General features: G+C 69.8%; 18 protein-coding genes. 7 read left to right on the top strand and 11 right to left on the bottom strand.

The features are described from left to right. Positions 1 to 356: hypothetical protein (locus ACLL81_RS15555; protein WP_411289273.1), on the top strand; the 356-nt coding region annotated here is incomplete at its 5' end. Between the two features lie 232 nt (positions 357 to 588). Here the strand turns inward: ACLL81_RS15555 and ACLL81_RS15550 are convergent. The 6 genes from ACLL81_RS15550 to ACLL81_RS15525 are packed head-to-tail and all read right to left on the bottom strand — an operon-like array spanning position 589 to position 7,348. After that, positions 589 to 870, bottom strand: coding sequence for a hypothetical protein (locus tag ACLL81_RS15550; protein ID WP_411289272.1), 282 nt, complete (start codon positions 868 to 870; stop codon positions 589 to 591). Positions 871 to 880: 10 nt separating this feature from the next. Then, positions 881 to 1,504: a bifunctional 4-hydroxy-2-oxoglutarate aldolase/2-dehydro-3-deoxy-phosphogluconate aldolase gene (gene eda / locus ACLL81_RS15545; protein ID WP_411289271.1), complete on the bottom strand. Its 624-nt coding sequence runs from the start codon at positions 1,502 to 1,504 to the stop codon at positions 881 to 883. Beyond that, positions 1,501 to 2,469: a glucokinase gene (gene glk, locus ACLL81_RS15540; protein ID WP_411289270.1), complete on the bottom strand. Its 969-nt coding sequence runs from the start codon at positions 2,467 to 2,469 to the stop codon at positions 1,501 to 1,503. Before glk ends, eda begins: the two co-directional genes overlap by 4 nt. A 1-nt stretch (position 2,470) precedes the next feature. Beyond that, positions 2,471 to 4,282: a phosphogluconate dehydratase gene (gene edd, locus ACLL81_RS15535; protein ID WP_411289269.1), complete on the bottom strand. Its 1,812-nt coding sequence runs from the start codon at positions 4,280 to 4,282 to the stop codon at positions 2,471 to 2,473. A 5-nt stretch (positions 4,283 to 4,287) separates the two neighbouring features. Further along, the gene (gene pgl / locus ACLL81_RS15530; RefSeq protein ID WP_411289268.1) at positions 4,288 to 4,947 is read right to left on the bottom strand and encodes a 6-phosphogluconolactonase; all 660 of its coding nucleotides are present in this window, start codon (positions 4,945 to 4,947) and stop codon (positions 4,288 to 4,290) included. A 34-nt stretch (positions 4,948 to 4,981) separates the two neighbouring features. Next, a complete protein-coding gene (locus ACLL81_RS15525; protein ID WP_411289267.1) occupies positions 4,982 to 7,348 on the bottom strand; it encodes a membrane-bound PQQ-dependent dehydrogenase, glucose/quinate/shikimate family in 2,367 nt (788 codons plus the stop codon). A 115-nt stretch (positions 7,349 to 7,463) separates the two neighbouring features. On the opposite strand from ACLL81_RS15525, the gene rlmH reads away from it, so the two are divergent. From rlmH to ACLL81_RS15495, 6 genes are all read left to right on the top strand, one after another. Then, entirely contained in the window at positions 7,464 to 7,928 is a 465-nt protein-coding gene (rlmH, locus tag ACLL81_RS15520; RefSeq protein ID WP_411289274.1) for a 23S rRNA (pseudouridine(1915)-N(3))-methyltransferase RlmH, read from the top strand. Next, on the top strand, positions 7,928 to 8,779 hold the full coding sequence (locus tag ACLL81_RS15515; RefSeq protein WP_411289266.1) for a murein hydrolase activator EnvC family protein: 852 nt from the start codon (positions 7,928 to 7,930) through the stop codon (positions 8,777 to 8,779). Before rlmH ends, ACLL81_RS15515 begins: the two co-directional genes overlap by 1 nt. Positions 8,780 to 8,856: 77 nt before the next feature. Continuing rightward, the gene (locus ACLL81_RS15510; protein WP_411289265.1) at positions 8,857 to 10,275 is read left to right on the top strand and encodes a S41 family peptidase; all 1,419 of its coding nucleotides are present in this window, start codon (positions 8,857 to 8,859) and stop codon (positions 10,273 to 10,275) included. Between the two features lie 109 nt (positions 10,276 to 10,384). Then, positions 10,385 to 11,521, top strand: a complete 1,137-nt coding sequence (locus tag ACLL81_RS15505; protein ID WP_411289264.1) for a divergent polysaccharide deacetylase family protein — start codon at positions 10,385 to 10,387, stop codon at positions 11,519 to 11,521. Then, entirely contained in the window at positions 11,518 to 12,018 is a 501-nt protein-coding gene (locus ACLL81_RS15500; RefSeq protein WP_411289263.1) for an RNA pyrophosphohydrolase, read from the top strand. Before ACLL81_RS15505 ends, ACLL81_RS15500 begins: the two co-directional genes overlap by 4 nt. Before the next feature lie 103 nt (positions 12,019 to 12,121). After that, positions 12,122 to 12,883, top strand: a complete 762-nt coding sequence (locus ACLL81_RS15495) for an alpha/beta hydrolase (protein WP_411289262.1) — start codon at positions 12,122 to 12,124, stop codon at positions 12,881 to 12,883. Here ACLL81_RS15495 and ACLL81_RS15490 read toward each other — a convergent pair. The 5 genes from ACLL81_RS15490 to ACLL81_RS15470 all read right to left on the bottom strand — a co-directional run. Beyond that, on the bottom strand, positions 12,880 to 13,137 hold the full coding sequence (locus ACLL81_RS15490; RefSeq protein WP_411289261.1) for a CBU_0592 family membrane protein: 258 nt from the start codon (positions 13,135 to 13,137) through the stop codon (positions 12,880 to 12,882). The genes ACLL81_RS15495 and ACLL81_RS15490 overlap by 4 nt on opposite strands. Further along, positions 13,137 to 13,808: a hypothetical protein gene (locus ACLL81_RS15485; RefSeq protein WP_411289260.1), complete on the bottom strand. Its 672-nt coding sequence runs from the start codon at positions 13,806 to 13,808 to the stop codon at positions 13,137 to 13,139. The genes ACLL81_RS15490 and ACLL81_RS15485 overlap by 1 nt, the downstream gene beginning before the upstream one ends. Before the next feature lie 91 nt (positions 13,809 to 13,899). Then, positions 13,900 to 14,163: an ATP synthase F1 subunit epsilon gene (locus ACLL81_RS15480; protein WP_411289259.1), complete on the bottom strand. Its 264-nt coding sequence runs from the start codon at positions 14,161 to 14,163 to the stop codon at positions 13,900 to 13,902. A gap of 5 nt (positions 14,164 to 14,168) precedes the next feature. Continuing rightward, positions 14,169 to 15,683: a F0F1 ATP synthase subunit beta gene (gene atpD / locus ACLL81_RS15475; protein WP_411289258.1), complete on the bottom strand. Its 1,515-nt coding sequence runs from the start codon at positions 15,681 to 15,683 to the stop codon at positions 14,169 to 14,171. Between the two features lie 16 nt (positions 15,684 to 15,699). After that, on the bottom strand, positions 15,700 to 16,437 hold a 738-nt coding region (locus tag ACLL81_RS15470), incomplete at its 5' end, for a F0F1 ATP synthase subunit gamma (protein WP_411289257.1).

The following is a 16,437-nucleotide window of genomic DNA, read 5'->3' as shown; positions in this document are numbered from 1 at the left end:
TGCCGGGGCAGATGGTGGACGAGTTCGCCCACTTGCAACTTCGAATGATCTGCGAACTGGTCGCCCTAGCATGCCTGGTGGCCCATCACGACATTGAGGCGACGCGCAACGCCAAGCTACAGTCGGCTTTTGCCGCTGACTGGCTACTGAAGTCTCTGGAAGAACTCAATCCCGGCTGCTTTCCCGGCCCCGTAGTCAAGGCAAATACTTTGCCGGGAGGACCCCATCATTTTGTCGAGCGGGGGCCGGATTTCATGACTCGGGATGAGTTACTGAAACTATACAGTAGGGAATGCGGTCTCGTACTGCATAGAGGTAGCCTGAAGAATCTTCTTAAGGCCAACTCTACAGTATAGAAAACTTTCCCTCAAATCTTAGGAACGGCACAGCGATTAGCAAATCTACTCAGTGTTCATCACATCGGTATCGGCAACGATCAGTACCTCTGTCTGCTAGGAGGCTTCCAGGAGGCGGTTCGGGTCATTTACGCGAAGGGCGACGCTCGGCCCGCCGCCATCAAAGACATCTGAGGACGCCAGAGACTTGGCCGCGGACGTCGTCGACGAGGCTGCCGGCCAACTCGAGCCACTAACCCTGGCTGAACCGGGAGCCGGCGGCCTTTTCGCATTCAGCGGCGAGCTCGCGGAACAGCAGGCTAAGGATGATCAGGGCCCGGCCTTCCACATCGGCGGCCTCGGCGCCTGGGTGCCAGTCGACCATCATGTCGAAGGCCAGTTCGGGCACCATGGCGTTGCGCGCCAGCACACTGACCGTGGCCGAGCCGGGGTCGCCGGGCCGGGCGCGGGCGGTGACCAGCCAGCGGAGCTGTTCGGGAGTGTGGCGGGGCGGCTCACGGGAACGCTCGCTCATCGGACAGCGCTCAGGAGAGGGTGGGCCGAAGCCCCGCCGCTTGGCGGGCCAGTTCGGTGATGCGGTCCCAGTCGCCGGCGGCCACGGCATCGGCCGGGGCCACCCAGCTGCCGCCGACGCAGACGACATTGGGTTGAGCCAGGTACTGGGCGGCGTTGCCGGCGTTGACCCCACCCGTGGGGCAGAAGACCGCCTGCGGGAATGGACCGGCGAAGGCCTTCACCGCGTCGATCCCACCGGCGACATTGGCCGGAAACAGCTTGAAGGCCGAGAAGCCGGCGCGCAGGCCTGCCATCAGCTCGGTGGCGGTGGCGATCCCCGGCAGGAGCGGCGTGGGGCCGTCGGCGTGCTCGCCTTCCATCAGGCCGGGACTGACGGCGAACCGGGCGCCCGCATCAGCCGCCGCCTGGCGCGCCGCAGGCGTCAGCACGGTGCCGGCCCCCACCACTGCGCCCTGGACCTCCTGGGCCATGGCGCGGATGCAGTCCATGGCGGCAGGCGTCCGCAGAGTGACCTCCAGGACGCTCAGTCCCCCGGCCACCAGGGCGCGGCCAAGGGGCACGGCATGGTCCAGGTCGTCGATCACCAGCACAGGGATCACCGGGGCGCGGGCGAGAATCTCGTCGAGGGTCACATCCGCTCCATCTGGGAGAGTTCGCGCGCGGCCCCCAGGATCGCCGGATAGGGATGCAGCACCAGCGAGGTGGGGATCTCGCGCAGGTAGTCGCTGAGCCGACCCTTGGCCTCGAACCGCTCGCGGAACGGGCCGGCGGCCAGACGCTCGGCCATCCTGGGCGCGATTCCACCGGAGACGAACACCCCGCCCCGCGCCCCGAAGGTCAGCGCCAGGTCTCCAGCCACGGCGCCCAGGATGGCGCAGAACCGGTCCAGCGTCGTTCCGGCGAGCGCGTCGCCCGCCAGGCCCGCCGCCATCACCGCACGCTCGTCGGTGAGCACGGCGTCGACGCCCGAAAGGTCGGCAAGGGTCTTGTAGAGATCGTACATGCCGGGTCCGGAGAGGAGCCGCTCGATGGAGACCCGGCCGAAGCGGGCCTGCAGCCGGCGCCACACCTCGACCTCCACCTCATCGGAGGGGGCAAAGCCGGCGTGGCCACCCTCGGTGGCCACCGCCACGTCACCCAGGTTGCCCCGGGCAAGGCCCGCCACGCCGAAGCCGGTGCCGGCGCCAAGCACCACGATCGGGCAGTCGGAGCCCCCGCGCAGCTTCGGGCCGATCAGCCGAACCTCGTCGGCGGCGAGTTGCGGACAGGCCAGCGCCTGGGCGGCAAAGTCGTTGATCAGCTTCACCGCCTCGAACTCGAAGACAGCCAGCAGATCCCCTTCCGCGACCTGCCAGGCCAGGTTGGTGAACTCGATCTCGCCGTCGAGCACCGGGCCGGCCACCGCGATCACCGCCCTTTGCGGCCGACGGCGCCCGGTGGTGGCGTCGAGGTATTCGGTGATCACCGCCGACAGGCTGTCATAGTCGCGGGCCACGAAGCTGCGCGGATTGCGCACATGGCCCTGGGCATCCACCAGGGCGAAGCGGGCGTTGGTGCCGCCCACATCCCCCACCAAGCCCACATACTGCGGTTTCATCTCAGGCGGCCTCGAAGAGGGCGCAGGCGCCGGCTTCGGCCGGGCCTACGGCGCGGCGCATCCAGCCGAACAGCTCGCGGCCGTAGCCGGCTCCGGAGGGCCCCGCGGCGGCGGGCGGGCGGGCCATCAGGTCTCTCTCGTTGACCTTGATTTCAAGGGTCCCGGCCCGGGCGTCCAGGCGGATCAGGTCGCCGTCGCGGACGAAGGCCAGGGCCCCGCCGTCCGCGGCCTCCGGGGTCACATGGATGGCGGCGGGGACCTTGCCCGAGGCGCCGGACATGCGCCCGTCGGTGACCAGGGCCACCTTGAAGCCGCGGTCGAGCAGCACGCCCAACGGCGGGGTCAGCGAGTGCAGCTCCGGCATGCCGTTGGCCCTGGGTCCCTGGAAGCGCACCACCGCCACGAAATCGCGATTGAGCTCGCCGCGCTTGTAGGCGGCCAGCAAATCATCCTGCGTGTCGAAGACCACCGCCGGCGCCTCAATGGCGAGGTGTTCCGGCTTCACCGCCGAAGTCTTGATCACCGCGCGCCCCAGCCCGCCCGTCAAGAGGCGCAAGCCGCCCTCCGACTGGAAGGGATTGTCCACCGGCCGCAGGATGTCGGGGTTCAGCGAGGCGGCGGCTCCCTCACGCCAGACCAATCCTCCATTGTCCAGGAACGGTTCCTGCTGGTAGCGGCGCAGGCCCCGGCCGGCCACGGTCAGCACCTCATCGTGGGCCAGGCCCGCGTCCAGCAGCTGCCGCACCACGAAGGCCATGCCGCCGGCCGCATGGAAGGCGTTCACGTCCTCGCTGCCGTTGGGATAGACCCGGGCGATCAGCGGGGTGACCCGCGACAGGTCGTCGAAGTCCTGCCAGGTGATCTGCACGCCGGCCGCCCGGCCCATGGCGATCAGGTGCAGGGTGTGGTTGGTGGAGCCGCCGGTGGCCAGGAGACCGGCCAGGGCGTTCACCAGGCTCCTGGCGTCCACCACCCCCGACATCGGCGCATAGGCGTTGGTCCCGTCGGCGATCTCGACGGCGCGCCTGGGCGCCGCGGCGGTGAGCGCGTCACGCAGGGGCGTGTTGGGGCTGACGAAGGCCGCGCCGGGGAGGTGCAGGCCCATCATCTCCATTATCATCTGGTTGGAATTGGCGGTGCCGTAGAAGGTGCAGGTGCCGGGGCCGTGGTAGCTCTTCATCTCGCTTTCGAGCAGTTCCTCCCGGGTCGCCTTGCCCTCGGCGTGCAGCGCGCGGACCCGGGCCTTCTCGTGGTTGGATATCCCCGAGCTCATCGGACCTGCGGGCACGAAAATCACCGGCAGGTGCCCGAACGCCAGGGCGCCCATGGTCATGCCGGGCACGATCTTGTCGCAGATGCCCAGCATCAGGGCGGCGTCAAAGGCGTCGTGGGAGAGCGCGATGGCCGTGGCCATGGCAATCACGTCGCGGGAGAACAGCGACAGCTCCATGCCGGGGCGGCCCTGGGTCACCCCATCGCACATGGCCGGGACGCCGCCGGCGAACTGGGCCGTGGCGCCCGCCTCGCGGGCCGCAGCACGGATTATCTCCGGAAACCGCTCCAGCGGCTGGTGGGCCGAGAGCATGTCGTTGTAGGCCGAGACGATGGCCACGTTGGGCGCCGTGGGATCGCGCATCCGCTGCTTGTCACCATCCCCTACCGCGGCGAAGGCGTGGGCCCAGTTGGCGCAGGAAAGCTTCCCGCGGCCGGGGCCGGCGTGGCGGGCGGCCTGCATGCGTTCCAGGTAGTCGGCGCGGCTGTCGCGGCTGCGCTCGACGATCCTGTCGGTGACCTCGGTCGTGACCGGATGCATTGGCTCTATTCCTCGTGGCTCGGCGCCCAGAACACGCGGACCGACGCCTGATCCTGGCCCAGCAGGCGACCCACTGGCAGGTCCTCGCCGGCCTGGGCGCGCGCCAGCACCTCGCGCTTAGCCGCCCCGGCGATCAAGAGGAAGATGGCGCGGGCCTGCATCAACGCCGCCAGGCTGAGTGTGATCCGCGCCAAAGGCGGCGATCCGGCCCCGGCGGGGACGGCCAGGCTGAGGCGCTCGGTGGTGAGGCCCTGCGCCAGCGCCGGGCTTCCGGGGATCAGCGAGGCCACGTGGCCATCCTCACCCATCCCCAGCAGGACGGCGTCGAAAGGCAGCAGGGCCGCCAGGGCGGCCTCCTCCGGCTGCGGCCAAAGGGGCAGGAACCGCGCCTGCGCGGCGTCGCCCTGCAAGAGGCGGTCGCGCACCAGCCTGGCGTTAGACCGCGGGTCCTGCGCCTCGACGCAACGCTCGTCGGAGAGGGTGACCACCACGCTGGCCCAGTCGAGGTGGGCGGCCCCGAGCGCGTCATAGACCGGGCCGGGCGCGCGGCCGCCGGTGGCCACCAGCGTCGCCTGGCCGCGGCCGCCGATCCCCTCAGCAAGGCACGCCTGAACGGCGTCGGCGCAGGCCTGCCCGAGGGCTGCGGCGGTGGGGTAGACTTCCATCGCGCCTCTCTACCGCCTCGGGCGTTGGCCCGTCTCACCTGGGCAGGGCGTAGGCCACCACATAGTCGCCGCGCTGGGGCATCATCCGCGCGCCCCCGGCCGAGACCACCACGTACTGGCGTCCGCTCTTGGGCGATACGTAGCTCATCGGCGTGCCGCCGACGCCCACCGGCAGGCGGCCCTTCCACAGGACCTTGCCGGTGCCGCTGTCGTAGGCGCGCAGGTAGGGATCCTGGGTGGAGGCGTGGAAGGTCAGGCCACCCGCCGTCGAAATAGGCCCGCCCAGGCCGATGTTGCCCAGCGGGATCGGCAGGCCGGACGCCAGACCGAACGGGCCGGAGCCCTCCGCCGAGCCCAAGGGCACCTGCCAGGCGATCCTGCGGGTGGTCAGGTCGATGGCGGTGAGCGTGCCGTTCGGCGGCTGCAGGCAGGGGATCAACAGCGGACCCAGCATCCAGTCGTTCTGGCTTTGATAGGCCACCGCGGCGGCGCCGCGGGCCGAGCGATCCGGGACCAAATCCAGCGAGAGGCCAGGCCGCTTGGCGGGACCCAGGCTGACGGTCATGGCCATCCGCAGGTCGGGCACGATGAGGTAGCGGTGGGTGGCGTCCAGCGTGGCGCCGCCCCAGTTCTGGCCGCCGCCGTTGCTGGGGTACTGCAGGGTGGGGGTGGTGGAGGGCGGGGTGAAGTCGCCTTCATAGCGGTGCGAGCGGTAGGCGATCCGGCAGGCGAGCTGGTCGAGCGGGGTGGCGCCCCACATCCTCGCCTCGGTCAACCGCTCGGCGCCGATGGCCGGCATGCCGGTGGAATAGGGCTGGGTCGGCGAAACCCACTCGCCCTTGGCCGGGCCGCTCGGAACCGGGCGCTCCTCGACCTTGGTTAGCGGCCGGCCGGTGGCCCGGTCGAGGACGAAGATTTGGCCGCGCTTGGTGAGCTGGATGATCGCCGGGGTGGTCCCGCCCTGGCCGTTGGGGAAGTCGGCGACCATGGGCTGGGACGGTACGTCGTAGTCCCACAGGTCGTGGTGCACGGTCTGGAAGCGCCAGCGCTCGCGGCCGGTGGCGATCTCGAGCGCCACCACCGAGGACGAGTATTGCTCGGAGGCGTCGGAGCGGTGCGAGCCCCAGTAGTCGGGGGTGGCGTTGCCGGTGGGCAGGAATACCAGGCCCAGCGCCTCGTCGAAGGCCGGGGTCGACCAGACGTTGGGAGTGCCGCGGGTGTAGGTCTGGCCCTCCGCGGGCAGCTTGGTGATCGCCGGATTGCCCAGGTCCCAGGCCCAGATCAGCTCGCCGGTCTCGGCGCTGAAGGCGCGGACCACACCTGACGGCTCGCCCAGCTCACGGTTGTCCATCACCCAGCCGCCGATGATGATCCGGTCGCCGGCCACGGTGGGGGTGGAGGTGGGGAAGTAGAAGCCGGCCTTCACCTCGCCCATGCCCTCGCGCAGGCTGATGGCGCCGCCCTGGCCGAAGCCCGGGCAGAGCTGGCCGGTGGCCGCGTCGAGAGCGATCAGCCGGGCGTCGATGGTCGAGGAGATGATCCGGCGGTCGCACAGCGGCGCCGGCGGCGGCGGGCCGGCCACCAGGGCGGCGTTGGCGCGGATCGCCGGGGTCTCCCAGAAGCCGACGCCGCGGCAGCGGTTCCAGAAGCTGGCGCGGATCTTGGGATTGTGGCGCCAGCGCTCGGCGCCGGTATCTGCGTCCACGGCGATCACGATGTTGGTGGGGGTGCAGGCATAGACCGTGTCGCCCACCTGGATGGGGGTGTTCTGGTCCTCCGAGCCGCCCTTAGCCACGTCGCCGGTGCGCAGCGTCCAGGCGACCTTGAGCTGGGCGACATTGTCTTTGTTGACCTGGGCGTAGGGAGCGAAGCGCGTGCCGCCGGCATCGCGGCCGTAGAAGCGCCAGTCGCCGCCGGAGGCCGTGGCGGTCTGCAGGGGCGCCGGGGCCGGCGAGGTCGCCTGGCCCGCGGTGAAGGTGTCGTTCAGGGTGACGCCGAGGACGCCCAGGGCCAGGACCACGCCCAGGGCCGTGCTGACCAGTGCTACCGTGCGACTGCGGATGGCGGGCAAGCCAGCCAGGACCAGCAGCACGATAAGGCCCACCATGGCCGGTGAGAACAGCCTGGGGAGCAGCGGCCAGAAGGCCGGCCCGGACTCCCACAGGCCCCAGGCCACCGTGGCCACCAGCACGCCGGCGAAGATCAGCCCGCCCAGCGGCCGGCGCAGGGCGAGAAGGACACCCGAGGTCACCAGGCCGACGCCCGCGAGCAGGTAGTAGAGGGAGCCCCCCAGCATCGCCAGGCGGCCGCCGCCGCCTACCAGGATCAGGCCGATGATGCCGACGAACACCGCACCGATCAGGCTCAGCCACCCGCCAATACCGCGCGGCGCGCTTTCCATGGCCATGTCTTCCCCCGAGGTGCTGGCGGGCCGCTGCCCGTCCGTTTCGCCAAGCTTAGGCGCGAAGCGGGCGCCGCGGCTAGAGGCGTAGGCGACGATGGCGTATGGCCTGCGGGTGAAGATCATCCTCCTCGCCGTCGGCAGGCTCTCCCGATCCCCCGAGACGGAGCTGGTCAAGCTCTATACCGAGCGCGCCACCGCGGCGGGGCGGGCGCTGAGCCTCGGCCCCGTCGAGGTTGTCGAGGTGGAAAGCAAGAAGCCCGGCCAAGCGGCGGAGGCCGAGGCGTTGCGCGCGCACCTGGCCGACGCCCACGTCATCGCCTGCGACGAGCACGGCCAGATGCGGCCTTCGCGGGCCTTCGCCCAGGAGATTGCGGCCCTGCGCGACCGCGGCGTCCGGCGCCTCGTGTTCGTGATCGGCGGGGCAGACGGCATGGAGGCGGGGTTGCTGGCCCAGGCGAACGGCCGGCTTGCCTTCGGGCCGCAGACCTGGCCCCACGCCCTGGCCCGCGCCATGCTCAGCGAGCAGGTCTATCGCGCGGTCTCGATCCTGGGCGGTTCGCCCTATCATCGCGACTGATGCGCACACCGATCCTCCTGGCGGCGATCCTGGTCGTCCTGGCCCTGGCGGCCCTGGGCGTGACGGCGCAGCCCTCACGCCTGGCCAGACTGAACGCGGAGGAGACGGAACTCTCAGTCAGTCAGGCGAAGAACCTCAACCAACTGGCCCGCCTGCTCTCCGTGCTTCAGCAACTGAGCCGCGATCCGCCCCCGGCTCTGCTGGTCTCCCCCGACGACGCCAAGGACGCGGTGCGCGCGGCGATCCTGGTGCGCGCCATGACGCCGGAGCTGCAGCGTCGCGCCCAGGCCTATGCCGGCGACGCCAGCGAGATGATGCGCCAGCGCCGGCTGGCCGCGGTGCAGAGCGAGGCGGTGTTCGAGGCGGAGAGCCGGATGGCCGAGGGGGCGCCTGTGCCCAGCTCCAGCGCGGGATTGCTGTTGCGCGGGCCGCTGGGACCGCCCATGGCCGACGCCACAATTCGCCCGCCCAGGGTCTTATTGCAGCCCGCCCCAGGTAGCATCCTGCGCAGGTTCGGCGAGCCCCTGGCCGGCGGTGGCCGCTCTAACGGCCTCACCCTGGCGGCCGCACGGGGCGCGAAGGTCGTCAGTCCCGGAGAGGGGCTGGTGCAATATGTAGGCCCCGTAAAGGGTTGGGGCGTGATCTTGATATTAAGACTGGCGGGTGGATACCATCTTGTGCTTGCTGGCCTTGAGCGAACGTCGGTTCAAGCCGGACAATCCGTCGCGGCAGGTCAGCCTGTCGGATGGACGCCGGATGGTCGACAGTCAACTTCGGAGCTCTATCTGGAGGTCCGCGAACAGGGTGCGCCGGTCGATCCGGCGCGCTGGATGAGCAGGACGACGGGCTGAGCGCCGGCTGGAGGCGCTCTCAAGGGGGCCCGTTTCACACGCGGATTGAACGCCGCAAAGGGAGCCTACGGCAGGTGATGAAGAAGTATCTTCTGATTGGCGCTTCGGCCTTCGTGCTCGGTGCAGGGTCCATGGCCTATGTGAGCCAGCAGGCCATCGCCTCGGCGCAACCGCGGGCCAAGACCTATCGGATGCTGGGCCTGTTCGGCGACGTACTGCTGGGCCTGTTCGGCGACGTGCTGAACACCGTCGAGCAGCAGTACGTCACTGACGTGGACGACACCAAGCTGATCCAGTCGGCCATCGACGGGATGCTGACCTCGCTCGATCCCCACTCCGGCTACCTCGACCCCGAGAACTTCGACGACATGCGCGACCAGACCCGCGGCGAGTACGGCGGCCTGGGCCTAGAGGTCACCAGCGAGGACGGGGTGGTCAAGGTGATCACGCCTATGGACGGCACGCCGGCGGCGCTCGCAGGCGTCAAGGCCGGCGACTACATCACCGCGGTGAACGGCGACAGCGTGCTGGGCCTGTCGGTCAACGAGGCCGTCAAGCAGATGCGCGGCAAGCCGGGCGAGACGGTGACCCTGACCCTCGCCCGGGAAAAGTCTGATCCGTTCGACGTGAAGATCGTTCGCGAGGTGATCAAGCCCAAGTCCGCCACCGCCAAGATGGAGGGCGACTACGGCGTCCTTCGCATCGGCAGCTTCAACGAGAAGACCACCGACGAAGCGGAAGCCGCGTTCGGCGCCCTGCGCGCCAAGAACCCGCAGATGAAAGGCCTGGTCCTCGACCTGCGCAACAATCCCGGCGGCCTCCTCGACCAGGCCGTGGCGGTCTCGGACCTGTTCCTGGAAGGCGGCGAGATCGTCTCCCAGCGGGGCCGCGATCCCCGCGACGTGGAGCGCTACAACGCCCGTCCCGGAGACATCACCGGCGGCCTGCCGATGGTCGTGCTGATCAACACCGGTTCCGCCTCGGCGGCGGAGATCGTGGCCGGCGCCCTGCAGGACCGTCGCCGCGCCGAACTGGTCGGCCTGACCAGCTTCGGCAAGGGCTCGGTGCAGACCGTGATCCCCCTGCGCGGCGGCATGGACGGCGCCCTGAAGCTGACCACGGCGCGCTACTTCACCCCCTCCGGCCGCTCGATCCAGAAGACGGGCATCGAGCCGGACCTGGAAGTCGCCTCCACTCGCGACGAGGCCCAGTCGATCGCCAACCGCTCCTACCAGTTCTCCGAGGCCTCGTTTCGCAACGCGCTGAACGCCGACGAGGGCAAGGTTCGTAAGGGCGCCCACCAGCCGGCCGAGGCCCCGCCGGAGGCCTTCGACGTGAAGAAGGACTTCCAGTTGGCCCGCGCCTCCGACGTGCTGCGCTTCGGCTCGGTGGCGGCGACGCCGAAGCTGCCGAAGCCGACCGCCAAGCTCGCCGAGATTATCGGCTCCAAAGCCCGCGTGGCCGAGGTCAAGCCACCGCAGATCAACAGCAAGTAGGCGGCCTTCTACAGGACGGTTCGAAGGGCGGTCCGCGAGGGCCGCCCTTCTATTTGCAGCCCTTCGTTAACCATAGTGCGGGACCCTTGCGCAAAGGAGCCTCCCCACCGTGGCGATGATTGCGATCCCCCAGTTCAAGGCGCTGCGCTTTGGGCCCGTCCCGGGCGTCGGCGCGGTGCTGCGCAGCCCCTATCTTCGGGCCGGCGCGGCGGGCGCCCTGTTCATGGGCGCGGCGGCGACGCTGGTGAACCTGATGGGGCCGGCGGACGGCGACCGGGCGGGCATGCGGCTCTCCATGGCCCAGGCCCTGACGTCCGCGCCGGCCGGCTGGCGCGAGGCGCTGAAGCCCGCCCACGGGCCCGTGGTGGTGACCCAGGATATCGTCAAGCTGTCGGCGCGCCCCCTGGCGCCCCTGGCCGCCGTTTCGTGGAATGGTCCCGCGGCGCCCACCCTTCGCACGATGGATGGCGGCGCCCTGCCGCCGTCGCCCATCGCCGGCTTCTTCGCCCCGGGTCCGGGGGGGCCGCTGCCGGTGATCGCCCGCGACGGCCGCACCCCGGCCGAGGCCTACGCCCGGCCGTTCGCCTCCAATGGCCGACCGAAGATCGGCCTCGTGGTCGGCGGCCTGGGCCTCAACGCCCGCGCCACCCAGCAGGCCATCGAGACGCTGCGGCCGGAGATCACGCTCTCCTTCGTGGCCTATGCCGAAGGTCTGCAGGGCTGGATCGACATGGCCCGCGCGCACGGCCACGAGGTGCTGCTTGAGACGCCGATGGAGCCCATCGACTATCCGGACAACGACCCCGGCCCCTACACCCTGATGACCGAGGCCCAGCCGCCGGAGACGGTGAAGAAGCTGGAGTGGGTGCTGTCGCGCGCCACCGGCTACTTCGGTCTGACCAACTACCTGGGCTCCCGGTTCCTGGCCAACGACCAGGCCTACCAGGCCTTTGCCGGCGCTGTGGGCGGGCGGGGCCTGGCCTTCATCGACGACGGGGCCGCCGCCCGCCGCGGTGGGAACCTGGCCAGGGCATCGGCCGAGCGGGTGATCGACGACAAGCTGTCGGGTCCCGCCATCGACCAGCAGCTGGCGGCCCTGGAAGCCGGCGCCCTGCAACGCGGCCAGGCGCTGGGCGCGGGGTTCGCCTATCCGGTGACCCTGGAGAAGGTGGCCCGCTGGGGTGAGAGTGTCGAACAGCGGGGCTTGCAACTAGCCCCGGCCTCGGCGCTCGCCGCCAAGCGATGAGCGACCTCGACAGGTACCGGCCCAACGTGGGTGTCGTGCTGTTCCACCGCGACGGACGCGTCTGGCTGGGCCGGCGGCTGAACACGCCGGGGCCGCATAACTGGCAGTTCCCGCAAGGGGGGGTGGACGCCGGCGAGGACCTGGAGGCCGCCGCGCGGCGCGAACTGGCCGAGGAGACCGGCGCGCGCACCGTCAGCTACCTGGGCCGCACCGACGGCTGGATCGCCTATGACTTCCCCGCCGGCCACGGGGGGTCCAAGTCGATGCGCGGCTGGCGCGGGCAGAAGCAGGTGTGGTTCGCCTTCCGCTTGGAGGGCGAGGAGACCGAGATCGACCTGGCCGCCCACGCCCCGCAGGAATTCGACGACTGGCGGTGGGCCTGGCTGGCCGAGGCGCCAGGCCTGATCGTGCCCTTCAAGCGCCAGGCCTATGAGCTGGTGGCCGAAGCCTTTGCCGCCTTCGCCACGCCGCCGCCGAAGGACGCCGGCGCTATCTGAGGCGGACCAAAAGCTCGACGCATGGCGCCCGATTGCGTCTAGACTAGGCGGAGGCGACGAGCCCTTGAGGTTCGGCCTGGTCCAGCCGCGAGCGAGGGATTTCTTGACCACAGTCGTCATGGTGCACGGGGCCTTCTGCGGCGGCTGGGCATTCGAGACCTTCCGCGAACCCTTCGAGGCCCTGGGCTGGACGGTGCTCGCGCCCGACCTGCGCGGCCATGGGCCGGACGCCCCGGCGGACGCGGTTACGGGCGTCTCGATGACCGACTACGCCGCCGATCTTGTGACGCTGTGCCAGGGGCTGGCGGAGCGGCCGATCCTGCTGGGCCACTCCATGGGCGGGCTGGTCTGCCAGATGGCGGCCCGCAGGCTGGAGATCGAGGCGCTGGTGCTCTTGTGCCCCTCGCCGCCCTGGGGCGTGACGGGATCGAGCGTCGAGGAAGCCATCACCGCCATGGGCGTGCAGATGCTGGGGCCGTTCGCCTCCGGCGCCATCGCCCCGGACGCGCAACTGATGCGCAACCACAGCCTGGACCGGGTGCCGGCGCCCGAACGCGACGCGATCCTGGCCCGGCTGCGCCCCGAGAGCGGGCGGGCGGTGCGCGAGACGCTGAACTGGTGGCTGGACCCGTTCATGACCACCAGCGTGGGCCCGGGCCGCCTGCAGGCGGCCTGCCTGGCCCTGGTGGGCGCGCGCGACGTGGTGCATCCGCCTGAGACGGTACGCCAGACCGCCGAGCGGATCGGGGCGCGCTACCAGGTCCTGCCCGGCATGAGCCACTGGTTGATCGGCGAGCCCGGCTGGGCGGACGTGGCGCAGATGGCGCTGGCTTGGCTGGCTGAAGAACGCCGCGCGGCGGCCTAGCTGGCCTTGCGGGCCCGCCCCATTGCCCAGCGGACTAGGCCCACCAGGGAGACCAGCGCCCAGGCGCCTTCCATGACCGTGGCCGAGAGATTGTAATCCGCGGTCAGCAGCGACCACAGGATCAAGCCTGCGCCGATCAGGTTAGCCAGCAGCGAAATTGGCTGTTTCGGATCGAGCCGGCCCATGGCGGCGCCCGCGTAGGCCACCAGAATCATTAGGACGCCGAGGAGGCCCGCGGCGTCCGTCAGGCGCATCAGAACGTACGTTCCTGGTAGAACATCATGCCGGTGTCGTAGTTGCGGTTCAGCGGACTGTCGTCGGGCTTGCGCACGGTGGAGAAGTTCAAGCCCGTGGAGGAGGTCGAGGTTACGCTCTCCCAGGACTTGCGGACCCGCTTCAGGCCGTCGGGGTCAACCGGCTGGACGTAGTTGGCGGTGGGCAGCAGCTCCGGCTGATGCACGAACGACCAGATGTTGATCGCAGAGACGATCGGCGCTTCCTGGCCGACGGCGAAGCGGACCTCGGCGACGCAGGAATTCTTGTTGGAACCCTGCGCCAGGACGATGATCTGGTGCGTCTTGTGGCTGCCCAGGCCCATGGCCCAGCTCATGTCGCGGCGGTTCTTCTTCATGCCCATGGCTTTGGCCAAGTCGTCGATGCTCTGGCCGCGGACGGCCGGCACGCAGACCCGCTCAAGGACCGACAGCACCACCGCGCCGTCGCCCGTGGTGGGCACGGTCGGCGGCGGCGGAGCCGGCGCGGGGGCCACGGCGGTGGGAGCCGGAGCCGGCGCGGCCGGGACCAGCTGGACCTGGTCGGCCGGCATGTTGCGCACCACGTTCGGATCCGGCGTCGCCGGTGTCTGGGCCTGCACCGCCCCGGCGAGGCCGGCTACGAGGATCAGGCTGGCGAGAGCGATACGCATGGAGGGTTCCCCTGACTTTTCAGCGAGCCATAAAACTTGAGCACGGCGGCGGAGGCAAGGCCCCACGGCGCCCGGTTTGCGGCAATACGGACTAGGCGGCTTCGACCGCGTGCTCGGCGAGCACGGTAAGGCCTTCAGGCGTCACATCCGCGAAGCCGCCGCGCACTTCGAAGACGGTGATCTTGCCGTCGTTGTGGACGCGGACCTGGCCTTCCTTCAGCGCGGTCATGAACGGCGCGTGTCCGGCCAGGACCCCGAAGTCGCCTTCGGAGCCCGGGGCGTCCACCTGATCCACCAGCCCGGCGAAGAGTTCGCGCTCCGGCGAGACCAACGAGAAGTGCAGCTTGTCGGCCATGACGCCTAGAGTTCCGAAGCCAGTTGTTCGGCCTTGCGAACCGCGTCTTCCACCGTGCCGACGTTGAAGAAGGCGGCTTCTGGCAGGTGGTCGTACTCGCCGTCCACCACCGCCTTGAACGAGCGGATGGTGTCCTCCAGGCTGACGAAGATGCCCGGCATGTTGGTGAACTGCTCGGCCACGTGGAAGGGCTGCGACAGGAAACGGCTGATCTTGCGGGCGCGGGCGACGGTCAGCTTGTCCTCTTCAGACAGCTCGTCCATCCCAAGGATGGCGATGATGTCCTTCAGGGACTTGTAGGCCTGCAGGGTCTCCTGCACCCGGCGGGCGACGTTGTAGTGCTCCTCGCCAACCACCAGCGGGTCCATGATCCGCGAGGTCGAGTCCAGCGGGTCAACGGCGGGAAAGATGCCCTGCGAGGCGATGTCGCGGCTGAGCACCGTGGTGGCGTCAAGGTGGGCGAAGGAGGCGGCGGGCGCGGGGTCGGTGAGGTCGTCGGCGGGGACGTAGATGGCCTGCACCGAGGTGATCGACCCCTTGGAGGTGGAGGTGATCCGCTCCTGCAGATTGCCCATCTCGGTGGCCAGCGTCGGCTGATAGCCCACGGCCGAGGGCATGCGTCCCAGCAGCGCAGACACTTCGGAGCCCGCTTGGGTGAAGCGGAAGATGTTGTCGATGAAGAGCAGCACGTCCTTGCCCTCCTCGTCGCGGAAGTACTCAGCCTGGGCAAGGCCGGTGAGGGCCACGCGGGCGCGGGCGCCGGGGGGCTCGTTCATCTGGCCATAGACCAGCGTGCACTTGGAGCCTTCGCCGCCGCCGGGCTGGTTGACGTTGGACTCGATCATCTCGTGATAGAGGTCGTTGCCTTCGCGGGTCCGCTCGCCGACCCCGGCCAGTACGGAGTAGCCGCCGTAGGCCTTGGCGATGTTGTTGATCAACTCCTGCATGGTCACGGTCTTGCCGACCCCGGCGCCGCCGAACAGGCCGATCTTGCCGCCCTTGGTGTAGGGGCACATCAGGTCGATGACCTTGATCCCGGTGACCAGCACTTCGGAGGACGTCGCCTGTTCGGCGAAGGACGGGGCCTCGCGGTGGATGCTGGCGGTGTGGGTGGTGGCGATGGGGCCGCACTCGTCGATCGGCTCGCCGATGACGTTCATGATCCGGCCGAGCGTGGCCGGGCCCACGGGAACGGTAATCGAGCGTCCGGTGTCGGAAACCGGCTGGCCGCGGGTCAGGCCCTCGGTGGTGTCCATGGCGATAGCGCGCACGGTGTTCTCGCCCAGGTGCTGGGCGACTTCGAGCACCAGGCGGAAGGGTTCGCCCGTGCGCTGGTCGGTGTTGGTGGTCTCCAGCGCGTTGAGGATCGCCGGCAGGTGGCCTTCGAACTCGACGTCGACTACGGCGCCGATGATTTGCACCAGGCGGCCGGTGGCGGCCCCCTGAGCGGTGGCGGGAGCGCTGGCGGCCTTTGCGGGAGCCTTGCGGGCGGGTTTCTTGGCGGTGGCGGCTTCAGACATGGGGAGCTCTTTCGGTCTAGAGCGCTTCGGCGCCGGAGATGATCTCGATCAGCTCCTTGGTGATCTGCGCCTGGCGGGAACGGTTGTACTGCAGGGTGAGGCTGGCGATCCGGTCGCCGGCGTTGCGGGTGGCGTTGTCCATGGCCGTCATCTGGGCGGCGTAGAACCCGGCCTGGTTCTCCAGCATGGCGGAGAACACCTGGGTAGTGAGGTTTCGGGGCAGGAGTTCCTCGAGGATGGTCGCCTCATCGGGCTCGTACTCGTAGGACGCGCCCTTCAGGTCGATGACCGGCGCGCCGGCCTGGACTTCGGCCGGGATCAACTGCTTGGCCGTGGGGGTCTGGGTGACCACGGACTTGAAGCGGCTATAGAACAGGGTGACCACGTCCACTTGTCCGGCGTCGAACAGTTCACGAATCTTAGCGGCCACCTCCTCGGCGCGGTCCAGGGACGGATTGCCGCCGGCCTCGATGGTGCCGACGGCGCGGTCGCCCACCAGGCGGCGCAGCTGATCGCGGGCCTTGCGGCCCACCGTCAGCACGCGGACGTCCTTGCCTTCGCCGGCGAGCTTGTTGATCCGCTCCCGGGCGGCGCGGACGATCGAGGAATTGAAGCCGCCGGCCAGGCCCCGGTCGGAGGTCGCCACGACGATCAGGTGGCGCTGATCCGCGCCGGTGCCCACCAGCAGGCGCGGCGCGCCGTCGCCGGAGACCCCGGCCGCGAGGTTGGCGATCACCGCGGCCATGCGCTCGGC

Origin of the sequence: Phenylobacterium sp., assembly GCF_046590535.1 — a bacterium.
GTDB lineage: Bacteria > Pseudomonadota > Alphaproteobacteria > Caulobacterales > Caulobacteraceae > Phenylobacterium.
The sequence above is the reverse complement of the archived record's forward strand: the minus strand, read 5'-3'. Positions and strand labels throughout refer to the sequence as shown.